Raw genomic sequence first — 12,900 nt, 5'->3', positions numbered from 1 at the left:
AACTTGCACAAAATACTTCCCTCAAAGACTATTAACAAATGTGTTATCTAATATAATGGCTACTCACTCTTTAAAATAAACTCACACTCATGAATAAAAGAAGAGCAGAATAAGTTTGTTTCTTTTAAAAAATTATTTTTCCTTTTATCTTATCGCAAAGGAAGACCTTAAAAAAAATCTTGCTCTGGTATGAGCGTTTCGCTAACATGATATCATCGTATCTATTTTATAAACTGTACGATCTTATCGAGGCTTACAATTATGAGGCTTTCTGAATAATTTAATAAGTGTTAGTTTTTCATCAGAAAATGAAAAATGTTCAGCTATTAAATGGATCTCTTTATTTAACTAGTGAAGTGGGTGTGGCTATTTTGTTCTGTGTTCCTTTGAAATGCGCAAAGTTAATACTACTTAGAGAAAGGCTGCGAAAATGAACTGGATTACAAATTATGTTCGCCCGAAAATTAATTCCATATTGGGGCGCCGTGAAATCCCAGATAATCTTTGGATCAAAGATCCCACCAGCGGTGAAATGGTATTTCATAAAGATTTAGAAGTTAATCAATATGTGATCCCCACGTCTGGCTATCACATGCGTATCAGTGCTAAAAACCGTCTTAAGCATTTTTTTGATGATGGTATCTATACTCCCCTTGAAAATCCAAAAGTTGTAACAGATCCCTTAAAATTTCGTGATGAAAAGCGTTATATTGATCGATTAAAAGATTACCGTTCAAAACTTGGCGTTGATGACAATATTTTAAATGCACGAGGTACCATTGAGGGATTACCGATTATTGCAACTGTTCAAGACTTTGCTTTTATGGGCGGCTCGCTCGGTATGGCTTCAGGGGAAGCTATCATCAAAGCTTTTCATACTGCCGTTGCAGATAAATGCCCTTTGGTTCTTTTTGCCGCTTCAGGGGGAGCGCGCATGCAAGAAGGAACATTATCATTAATGCAAATGCCTCGTACCACAGTAGCAATTGAAATGCTGAAAGAAGAAAAACTGCCCTATATTGTAGTGCTTACCAATCCAACTACTGGTGGTGTTACTGCTTCTTATGCTATGCTCGGTGATGTCCACATTGCTGAACCTGGCGCTATGATTGGTTTTGCAGGGCCACGTGTAATCCAACAAACTATACGTGAGACCTTACCAGAGGGTTTTCAAAGTAGTGAATACTTACTTAAACATGGCATGATTGATATGGTTGTATCACGTTTAGAAATGAAAGCAACCATTGCACGGCTTTTACGCTTAATGATGAAATATCCTGCAGTTATTAATCCTTCCAATCCATCCACAACAAGCTCCCAAGAGTCTCCTTCTAAAATAAAAGCTGCTTGAATTATGGAAAAAAAACAAGCGCAGCGAATAGTAAATGATTTACTGCAAAACTATCCAAAGAAAATTGATCCTTCTTTAAGGCGTATTTTTCACCTTTTAGAGCGTCTTGGTAACCCGCATTTAAAGATTCCACCTGTTATTCACATTGCTGGCACAAATGGCAAAGGATCTGCTTCAGCCATCTGTCGCGCTCTTTTGGAAAGTGCGGGCTACCGCGTTCATGTATACAGTTCGCCTCATTTGATAAACTGGAATGAACGCTATCGATTAGGTCAAGCAGGATGTAGTCAATTTGTCACAGAAAATCAATTAGTTGAAGTAATTGATCAAGTTATAAAAGTGAATCGTCAAAAACCAACTACTGTTTTTGAAATTTTAACAGCAGCTGCCTTCATGCTATTTAGCGCACATCCAGCCGATGTCGTAATTTTAGAAGTTGGATTAGGTGGATGTTTTGATGCTACAAATGTAATTAATAAACCAGCTACATCGCTTATTATGCCTATTGATTATGATCACGAAACCTTCCTTGGAAATACAATTGCTCAAATTGCTTATCAAAAAGGGGGAATTATAAAACCAACAGTCCCTATAGTCATTGGCAAGCAAGATCATGATGAAACTATTTCTATTTTAACAGCTCTTGCTGATAAAAATAAAGCTCCTTCTTCATTGTTTGGCCAAGATTATCAAAGCTACACAGAGCATGGATGTATGATATTTCAAAACAGTCAAGGTTTAATGAATTTTCCACTTCCTAATCTTATCGGAGCTCACCAAATCGCTAATGCCGGAGCTGCAATTGAAGCAGTTTATCAAGCAGGCTTTCGACTTTCAGAACAATCCATAAGTCATGCTCTACAAAATATTTACTGGCCAGCGCGAATGCAACATCTTACCCACGGACATTTGGTTGATCAATTAGCTCCTGGTATTGATTTATGGCTAGATGGTGGTCATAATCCTGCTGCTGGAAAAGTTATTGCAGCAGAACTTAGTCAATGGAAAAAAAAATCAAATCGTCCTATCATTATGATTGCTGGCATGCTTAACACCAAGGATACTGTTGGTTATTTTCGTCCTCTAGCAAATCTTTTAGATAAAGTATATACGATCTCTTTAACCAACAATAATTCTGGTATTTGTCCAAAAATTTTAGCTGAATCCGCTAGAAAAGTAGGGCTTTTTGCTAATCCACAAGCTAGTATACAAGAAGCCTTACGTCAAATTAACTCAGAATATAAAGAAGCTATTGTCCTTATTGGTGGTTCTATTTATCTTGCGGGTGATATTTTACGTGACAATAAAACACCACCATGCTAGGAACTAATTATTCATAGAGCTTTAAAAGATAGACTTTTTAATCATGCAATTTGATTGTACACTTTATCAGCATCCTAAACTTATTACTGTTTTCGGCGGCTCTGGTTTTGTGGGGCGATATGTTGTTGAAACTTTAACCAAGCGAGGTTATCGTGTTCGCGTTGCCGTCCGTTCTCCACAAAAAGCATATTACATGCTGCAAATAGGAGAAGTAGGACAAGTCCAAATGCTCAAAACCGATGTAAAACATCGCGCTTCTGTTGCACGTGCGTTGCTTGGAGCTAATGGTGCAGTGTTTCTTCCTGGTAGCTTAGCGCAAGCAAGTCAATCGAACTTTCAAAGTACGCAAATTGATGGTGCCCAAAATGTTTCTGAATTAGCAGAAGAAGCGGGGATTCCACTTATCTATATGTCAGCGCTTGTAGCTAATCAAAACGCTTCTTTCCTTTATGCACGCGTTAAATCTATGAGTGAGAAAATTGTTCATAATAGACACCCTAAAGCAGTTATTATGCGTCCATCGATTATCTTTGGATCAGAGGATTGCTTCTTTAACACCTTAGCTCACTTGTCGTGTTTTTTACCAATTATGCCCCTTTTTGGAAACGGACAAAGCAAATTGCAACCTGTTTATGTTGGTGACATTGCTGAGTTTGTTGTACGTGCCTTAGAAGGGCATGTTACTCTCGGAAAAAGTTATGATCTTGGCGGTCCCCAAATTATCACATTTTCACATGCACTTGAGAATGTACTCAAAATCATTCACCGCAAAAAAACGATTCTACCAATGCCACTTTTTACAGGACTCTTTATTGGAGGTCTTTTGGGAATTATTGGTAAACTGCCTCTCATACCAACACTCCTAACAGCTGATCAGGTACGTTTCCTGCAAGTTGATAACACTGTTTCTGAAGAAGCTATAAAAAATGGGTATACTTTAGAAGGAGCAAATATTACACCCAAGGCGATGACTGCTATTTTGCAAAGCTATCTATGGAGATTCCGTCCACAAGGTCAATTTTCAAAAAATTTATCAGTTTAGTGTATATTTCTTTGTAATCTAATTTATTTCTACTTTGTAAAAATAACGATTGTACGGACAAAGTTTATACTTTTAGCTCTCTTTACAGAAAGCGCCACTTCGTAAAAATCTCCTTATCAATTCGCCTATTTTCACAACCAACATAGCAATCAACATCAACAAATTTTGTTTATTTAATAGAATTTTATATCCTCTTTACAACCCTATTATTCAGTACTTAAAGAATATCTATCACCTACATAAATACATAAAAGCTTAAAAGAATTTTTCATATAAAGAAGTCTTTCTATTCACTTGCATTTTTTTTTAATTTCTCCTACCGTTCTAGAAAAATGATTTTTAAGGAATAGAGAATGGCAGCTCAAGATTATGTTGTTAAAGATATTGCACTTGCTGCCTATGGCCGTAAAGAGCTTGATATCGCAGAAACAGAAATGCCTGGTTTGATGGCTTGTCGTGCAGAATTTTCTTCTAGTCAACCTTTACGTGGAGCACGTATTTCTGGATCATTGCATATGACAATTCAGACAGCTGTTTTGATTGAAACCCTAAGAGCAATTGGCGCTGATGTCCGGTGGAGCTCTAGTAATATTTTTTCTACACAAGACCATGCTGCAGCAGCAATTGCGGCCAGTGGTACCGCTGTCTTTGCAGTTAAAGGACAAACACTTGAGGAATATTGGGCTTATATAGATGCAATTTTCCAATGGCCTGATGGTAAGCCTTCCAATCTTATACTAGATGATGGAGCTGATGCCACAAGTTATATTTTAATGGGATACCGTGCAGAAACAAACAAAGACATCCTTTCTCATCCTATGACAGAGGAAGAAGGATTTTTTTTCAAACAAATCCAAAAGCGTATGGATGCTACGCCAGGATTCTTCACACGCCAGTGTGCAGCACTTAAAGGCATAAGTGAAGAAACTACAACGGGTGTGAATCGTCTTTATCAATTACAGAGGGAAGGGCTTTTGCCTTTTCCTGCCATTAATGTTAATGACAGCGTTACTAAATCAAAATTTGATAATAAATACGGATGTAGAGAATCATTAGTAGACGGTATTCGACGCGGAACAGACGTAATGATAGCTGGAAAAACAGCCATTGTTTGTGGTTATGGTGACGTAGGAAAAGGTTCAGCAGCATCTCTTTCAGGCGCTGGAGCTCGTGTAAAGGTAACAGAAATTGATCCGATTTGTGCCCTTCAAGCAGCTATGGATGGCTATGAAGTTGTTACGCTAGAGGATGCAGCTGCTAGCGCTGATATTATCATAACCACAACTGGCAACAAAGATGTTGTTCTTTTAGATCATATGCGGCAAGTGAAAGATATGTGTATTCTCGGGAACATTGGTCATTTTGATAATGAAATTCAAGTGTCAGCTCTTAGAAATTTTCCATGGACGAATATTAAACCGCAAGTAGATATGGTTACTTTTCCTGATGGAAAACGTATAATTTTGTTATCTGAAGGGCGATTACTAAACCTCGGTAATGCTACAGGTCATCCTTCCTTTGTTATGTCAGCCTCTTTTACCAATCAAGTTTTAGCGCAAATTGAGCTTTTTACCAATGCAGAAAATTACAAAAATGAAATAGTTGTTTTGCCCAAGCACCTTGATGAAAAAGTTGCACGTCTCCATCTTGATAAGCTAGGAATAAAATTAAGCGTTTTATCAGAAGAACAGGCGGCATATATTGGAGTTACACCGCAAGGGCCTTATAAACCAAATTATTACCGTTATTAACGTTTTCTTGGACTTTTAAAAAGGAAAACGCATCGTGCTCAGCTTTGGTGATAGTACACCCAAAGAAAAAGCTCAAAAGATAATTCGAGTCTATACCGATATTTTTTGCCTTTTTTGCCTTTTTTCTCCAACATGTGCTAGTGCGCAATCATTAACAATGTTTGTTCCATCTCATTTCACTTTCCCAGACGGACCATGGCTTATTTTAGCACTTTGCGGAGGAATTTCTTGCGCCTTACTTCTCACATGTATAGCAGTTGTTATGCGGGTAAAAAGAAATTCATGGAAGCTATTAAAGACGATTCAAGCAGATTGTTCTGAAAAACTTAAGCAGTATGAATGGCTTCTGGAAGAAACTGGACAATGCCTTCTGATTTGGAAAGATCCAACAGCCTCACCGGATTTTGTTGGCAATATTCCTGCATTACAAAAAGAGGGAATTAACCAACAAAATTTTCAGAATTTTGGATCCTGGCTTGAAGAATCTTCTTTTCAGGAACTTGATTACACATTGACTCAATTACGGAGTCAATGTCATCCTTTTGAACTTTCTATAATCACCAAAAACAATATGCCGTTACAAGTTACAGGTGTAATTGCAGGAACAGCGGCCATTGCACGTTTTCAAGACATTTCAATACAACAGAGCGAAAATGCTCGTTTACAGAAGGATATCACTCGAATCCTTATGGAATTAAGAATGCAACGCAATCTCCTTAATCACATTCAAGAACCAGTATGGATACGAGATTGTGAAAGAAAAGTTTGTTTTATCAACCGATCCTTTAGAGAAATGACGGGTTTTCAAGAAGGTAGTAAAGCAGAAATAGACGATCTTTTTAATGAAATAACACAGCGCAAAACAGATGAGGTAGAAACAGTTTTTCAAGAACATGTTCATACAGTAATTGATGGAGAACGGCGCCATTTTCATCTCACACGTATTACAACTGCAGAGGGAATGGCAGCTTTTGCTCGTGATGACAGTGCATATGAAAATCTTGTCAATGAAATGGGACGTGTCCTTCAAGGCCATTGTGAAACACTTGATCAAATATCAACGGCTGTAGCTATTTTTGATACAAACCAGAAATTAAAATTCTGCAATCATGCTTTTAAAATTTTATGGCCATTGGAGAGCTCTTTTTTAGAAAGTGAGCCAAGCCATACATTACTTCTTGAACGTCTACGTGAAAAAGGAATCATTGCTGAACATCCTGATTGGCGTGCATGGAAAGAAGAACTTTTACAAGCTTATCAGCAAACAGAATCCAATCAACAAATTTGGAATCTTCCAGATGGACGTACTGTACGTGTTATTTTTAGTCCTCACCCACAAGGAGGCGTCACTTGGCTTTATGAAAATCTCACAGAAAGAGTTGATCTTGAACAACGCTATAATACACTAATTAAAATACAAGGAGAAACACTTGATAAGCTTTCAGAAGGAGTAGTAGTTTTCGGCACCGATGGACGCCTTCGTTTATCAAATCCAGCTTTATCAAAATTGTGGTCACTCCCCTATAATTTACTAGTAGAAGGGACTCATATAACACAATTACAAAATCATTGTTTAACCCAAACCGTTGGGAAAGAATGGGATCAGTTTACCAAGTTTATTACGGGTTTTGCTGAAAAACGTGACACATACTCAGGTCGTATGGATCTCAAAAATGGTATGATCATTGATTATACATTAGTACCACTTCCCGGTGGACAGACGATGCTCACTTTCGTTAATGTGACTGATACTGTCCACGTCGCTCGCGCTCTTCAAGAAAAAAACGAAGCTTTAGAAAGTGCTGACCGCTTGCGCAATGAATTTGTTCAACATGTTTCTTATGAATTGCGTACACCTCTCACCAACATTATGGGATTTTCTGATATTTTACGCGATCAAATTTTTGGCTCTATCAATGAACGCCAATATGAATATCTTGGGCATATTCAATCAGAAGCAGGTACTCTTTTGAATATTGTTAATGACATTCTTGATCTCGCAACTCTTGATGCGGGTATCATGGAACTAGACATAAGACCAGTTAATATTGCTGATGCTATGATGCAAGCGGTAGCACGTGTGGAAGAGCGCCTTAATAGTCGTCACATTACGCTTTTGCAGCAAATTTCTCCTTCTTTAACTTTTATCTCCGCTGATGAAACACGTTTACATCAAATCTTTGTTAATGTTCTTAGTAATGCCATTAATTTCGCAACACAAGCAAGCACGATAGAATTTTGCGCTGACAAACAAAATGATAATATTGTCTTCAGCGTTCACAATGAAGGGTCTGATATTCCAGAAGATATTCTTGATCGCATTTTCAAACGTTTTTCTTCCCATGCACATCATGGCGGACGCGCAGGAGCAGGTCTTGGTCTTTCTTTAGTCAAAAGCTTTGTTGAACTCCATGGTGGACAAGTTGAAATTATAACTGGCTTGGGACAAGGAACAACAGTGAAGTGTTTTTTTCCAGTTTCCAAAGAAGATAAAATCTTTTAATCTTGTTACTATTACAAAATTTTTTTCATCAATTGCGCGGAAATCTTAATGAACTTTAGTTTTTTTCTTAAAAATGAGGAAGCGACCACACTTTTTGCGCAAGATTTAGCTCTTGCTTTAAAACCAGGCGATCTTGTGACACTTCAAGGAGATCTTGGAACAGGAAAATCAACCATCGCACGAGAAATTATTCGTACACTTGCCAATAATGATACTATGGATGTTCCAAGCCCTACTTTCACTCTTGCTCAAAACTATCAACTTCCACAATTTGAAATTATTCATGCAGATCTTTATCGTCTCTCTGTGGTAGAAGAAATTTATGAATTAGGACTTTATGAAGCACGTGAGCAAAACATTTTATTGATTGAATGGCCAGAAAGAAGTGAAGGACTTTTAGAACCAGTTACCTTTGCCATCAACTTACAATATGAAGGTTGCGGACGTCATATCACTCTTACATCAGAAGAAAATTCTATTAAACGTCTGCAGCGATCTTTTACTATTCGCACATTTTTAACAACTCATGGTCGCAGTCACGTTCATCGTCGTTTTTTGGCTGGTGATGCTTCAGCACGCACCTATGAAATTCTTAATAATGGTCATCATCAGGAAGTCCTTATGAATGCACCAACTATGCAAATGGAACAAAACTCAGATATTTCTTATGTAACAATGACACATCTCGCAAAAGATATCCGTCAATTTATAGGAATTAATCAGCTCATTTTAGATAATGGATTTTCTGCCCCCCAAATCTTTGCTGAAGATTTTGAAAAAGGTCTTTTGATTTTAGAAGACCTAGGGCGTGAAGGACTTACAGATCAAATCGGCAATCCTATAGAAGAACGTTACATAGCTTGCGCTGAATTGTTAGCTTCTTTTCATCAAAAATCGTGGCCTTCTGAAAAACAATTTTCAACATTTTTTCTTCAAATTCCTTTCTATGATTGCAAAGCTATGCAATCAGAACTTTCCTTACTTCTGGATTGGTATCTTCCTTTTCAAACACAAAAAAACTTGTCCAAACAACAACGTAAAGATTTTTTCACCTGTTGGCAGCCTTATCTTGATAGTCTGATTCAAGGAGAAAGCACATTTGTCATGCGTGACTATCACTCACCCAATATTCTTTGGCGTACAAATAAAAAAGGAGCTGCTCGCATTGGTCTGATTGACTTTCAAGATGGTTTAAAAGGCCCAACGGCCTATGACCTCGTTTCTTTAGCACAAGATGCACGCCTTTTTATTCCACAAGCACTCGAAGCAAAAATCCTTGATGCCTATTGTACTGCACGTCATAAATCGCCACGGCCTTTTGATGAAAATCAATTACGCGAGCTTTACGCTTTTGCAGGCGCTCAACGAGTTTCAAAAATCTTAGGGATTTTTGTACGCCTCCATCAAAGAGATGGAAAACCATCTTATCTTAAATATTTACCTCATATGCAGGATTATCTTGAACGTAATCTTTCACATCCAGCTCTTATTCCTTTACAGAGTTTTTATAAAGAAATAGGTCTTCTTTCAAAAGCATAATAAATACCCTATCACTCATTTCTTCTAAGACGATCCACACAGCAATCGGTTGTTACTGTAGCGTTTGAAAACGTACATATGTTCACTTGTCTTTCTTTTTCCAGACCTTTGATTACAAGTTAGCGGATACTATCTGCTACACTGAGCAGCTTAACTCAAGTCAAAAATTACTGTATAAATGCAGCTTTTCAGTTTTTTCCTACATAAAAATTGTATACAATATAGATAATATAAGCATAATCAATAAGATAACATATTTCCGACAAAATTATATGACCCATAAACCGCGTGTTTTTTCTATTTCTTCAGGAACCCCCTTTTTATCGCATTTCGTTGAAGCTCTACTCTCGGGTACTTTAATTGAGAACTTCGCACAAAATGGAGACACCCAAGAAGCTCTAGCTGATACTATCATTTATGTTCCAACACGTCGTGCTGCCCGCGCTTTACGTATAGCCTTTGTTGAAAGGAGCGATACACGATCAACTTTCTTACCTACCATTCGCCCCTTAGGAAATTTAGATGAAGATAGTTTTCTTTTTGTTAACAATTATATAAAAGCCTTAAACCCTCCTATTGGGGAAAGTGAACGTCTCTTGCTCTTAGCTCGCCTCATTCGTCCTTGGCGTGAAAGTCTGCCTGATCATCTGCGTGCTATGTTTGGTACAGAAGATGTGCTTATTCCTGCTCATACTGCCGATGCAATTTGGCTCGCTCAAGATTTAGCACACTTAATGGATGAAATCGAAACGGAATCAGCAGATTGGTCAAAGCTTAAAGAAATAGCACCCGATATGGTTGCTGAATGGTGGCAAATAACGCTTAATTTTCTTACTATTGTCACCCAAAGTTGGCCACAAATTTTACAAGAAAGACAACGAAGTGACCCAGCTGTATGGCGTAACCAAATACTCAGAATGCACGCAGAGACTTTACAAAACACACAATCCAATAAACCTATTATTGCTGCTGGTGCAACAGGTTCTATTCCCGCAGTTGCACATCTTTTAAAAGTAATTTCCTGCCTACCTAAAGGAGCTGTTGTTCTTCCCGGCCTTGATTTCCATATGGATGAAGATCAATGGAATGCATTAAGCATAATCGACAAAGAAAAAGAAACTTGCAGCTCTTTTGATCAGACATCTAATGCTTTCAGCCATCCTCAATATCATTTAAAAAAACTTCTATCTCTTATGAAATGCGATCGTACTCATGTGCAAGAAATTGGCCAACAAAGTGCAACAAAGAAAAAACGTGCAGCTCTTTTATCAGAAGCATTCAGACCAGCTTCTACAACAGAGTTATGGGCAAAAATTGTACGCGATGATTATGAAACCCTTTGTAAAGATTGGTTATTAATTGAAGCCGTGAATGAGCGCGAAGAGGCTCTCGCCATTTCCATTGCTTTACGCTCTGCTATTGAAGAACCTCAAAAAACTGCAGCTCTTATTACGAATGATCGTACTCTAGCACGCCGTGTCGCAGTTGAATTACAGCGATTTGGAATTGAAGCAAATGATTCAGGAGGAGTTCCGCTTGCACAAACATTACCTTCAACCTTATTACGGCTTATTTTAGAAAACATATTTCAACCCAATGACTCAATCGCTTTTCTTTCTCTTCTCAAACATCCACTCACAACACTTAAACAAAACCGCCATCGCTTCCGCGAAATGGTAGAGAACTTTGAACTCATGGCTCTTCGGGGAAGCATTGGTCGTATTAATCTTTGTGAATGTGACCAATTTTTTGAAAAATGGATGAAAACACATCCCCACAGCCTTTCTGATACCGATACCTTTGATCAACAAAGAATAAAAGAAGCTCGCTTTCTTTGTAATCTTTTGGTTAAAGCTATCGAACCTTTAACATCTCTCATGAAACAGCAGAAAGAATGCACCATCAATGCAGCAGCAATAGCAACTGTTGAAGTTTTTGAAAATTTTGGGTGTGATGAAAATAACTCTCTTGTAAATCTTTATCAAAATGAAGCTGGCCAAGCCTTATCCACTTTTTTGCGTGAATTGGTAAGTGATCAATCAGGATTAAAATTCCATCTTTGTGAATGGCCAGCCATATTTTCAGCCCTGATTGCGCCCCGTTCTGTAATACCTCCCCCTGGAGGACATCCACGTTTATTTATATGGGGTGCTTTGGAATCGCGCCTGCAAACGGTTGATACAGTCATCATCGGTGGTCTTAATGAAGGATCGTGGCCTATAACAACCCGCAATGATGCTTTTTTATCACGACCAATGAAAATGATGTTAACTCTTGAACCACCAGAACAGCATATTGGCCTCTCTGCACATGATTTTCAATGGGTTATGGGAATGAATAAAGTGGTTATGAGCCGAGCAAAGCGGGTTAATCACGCTCCTTCTATTCCTTCACGCTGGTTACAGCGTTTAGAAACAGTCATAGGAAAACAAATTTGGAAGCAAATTTGTACACGAGGAGAAATACTGCTTCACTGGGCTAGAACACTCGATAAGACAAATACTATTGCTTCTGCAAAACGTCCTTGCCCTGCACCACCCCTTGATATGCGTCCACGCCATTTTTCAGTTACTGAAATAGCCACGTTGCGATATGATCCTTATGCCATTTATGCAAAAAAAATCTTGCGACTCAAACCACTTAAAGCTCTCATTCATGACCCTTCTGCTGCTGAACGTGGAACGCTCTATCACGCTATTCTTGCTGCTTTTTGCACACAAATAAAAAATCCAAATGCAGCAAATGCAATTGATATGCTCTTAGCTATTGGTCGTAGAGAGTTTAATAAATTAAATTTGCCTACTGACATCAAAACGATCTGGTGGATCATTTTTAAAAATTTTGCTCCATTTTTTATTCAATGGGAAAGAAGTCTTGAGCCTCGAGAACGATACGCCGAAGTAGCATCTCAAAAAATCCCCATAGGGACAACAGGTGTCACTCTTTCAGGACGTGCTGACCGTATTGATGTTTTACCAAACAAAATTATCGAGATCCTTGATTTTAAAACCAATACTCCCCCCTCATCAAAAAAAGTTCGCGACTTATTATTTCCACAGTTAGCATTGGAAACAGCTTTGTTAATGCAAGGCGGCTTTATAGATTTTCAAGATTTTACCCCATCAAATCTATTTTACATACCACTCCATAAAAAAGGTGAAATCGAACCCCAATCAATTTTTTCAAGCAAAGATGCAAAAAATCAAAAAAACGCAATTAATCTTGGTGAAAAAGCATGGGAGCACCTTATCGCATTAATAGACTATTACCAAAATCCACAACAAGGCTACCTTTCACACGCAGTACCCTTAAACAAAACATATGAGGGTGACTATGATCATTTGGCTCGATTATGGGAATGGTCAAGCGGTTCTCACAAGGCAGATTAATC

The 12,900-nt window shown here is 38.1% G+C and carries 7 protein-coding genes; all 7 read left to right on the top strand.

Going from position 1 to position 12,900, the window contains the following annotated elements; genetic code table 11:
- Positions 1–430 precede the first annotated feature (430 nt).
- The 7 genes from accD (at position 431) to addB (ending at position 12,898) form a co-directional block, all read left to right on the top strand.
- A complete protein-coding gene (gene accD / locus WCP78_RS01315) occupies positions 431–1,351 on the top strand; it encodes an acetyl-CoA carboxylase, carboxyltransferase subunit beta (protein ID WP_336278713.1) in 921 nt (306 codons plus the stop codon).
- Between the two features lie 3 nt (positions 1,352–1,354).
- On the top strand, positions 1,355–2,674 hold the full coding sequence (locus tag WCP78_RS01310; RefSeq protein WP_336278712.1) for a bifunctional folylpolyglutamate synthase/dihydrofolate synthase: 1,320 nt from the start codon (positions 1,355–1,357) through the stop codon (positions 2,672–2,674).
- Positions 2,675–2,717: 43 nt separating this feature from the next.
- On the top strand, positions 2,718–3,716 hold the full coding sequence (locus WCP78_RS01305) for a complex I NDUFA9 subunit family protein (protein WP_336278711.1): 999 nt from the start codon (positions 2,718–2,720) through the stop codon (positions 3,714–3,716).
- A gap of 353 nt (positions 3,717–4,069) precedes the next feature.
- A complete protein-coding gene (ahcY, locus tag WCP78_RS01300; RefSeq protein WP_336278710.1) occupies positions 4,070–5,467 on the top strand; it encodes an adenosylhomocysteinase in 1,398 nt (465 codons plus the stop codon).
- Positions 5,468–5,501: 34 nt separating this feature from the next.
- A complete protein-coding gene (locus WCP78_RS01295) occupies positions 5,502–7,970 on the top strand; it encodes a sensor histidine kinase (protein ID WP_336278709.1) in 2,469 nt (822 codons plus the stop codon).
- 48 nt (positions 7,971–8,018) lie between these two features.
- Complete coding sequence (tsaE, locus tag WCP78_RS01290) at positions 8,019–9,509, top strand: tRNA (adenosine(37)-N6)-threonylcarbamoyltransferase complex ATPase subunit type 1 TsaE (protein ID WP_336278708.1); 1,491 nt, start codon at positions 8,019–8,021, stop codon at positions 9,507–9,509.
- Positions 9,510–9,781: 272 nt separating this feature from the next.
- On the top strand, positions 9,782–12,898 hold the full coding sequence (gene addB / locus WCP78_RS01285) for a double-strand break repair protein AddB (RefSeq protein WP_336278707.1): 3,117 nt from the start codon (positions 9,782–9,784) through the stop codon (positions 12,896–12,898).
- Positions 12,899–12,900 lie beyond the last annotated feature (2 nt).

This window comes from Bartonella occidentalis (assembly GCF_037070875.1).
GTDB lineage: Bacteria > Pseudomonadota > Alphaproteobacteria > Rhizobiales > Rhizobiaceae > Bartonella.
This window is presented reverse-complemented; position numbering and strand designations above follow the sequence as displayed.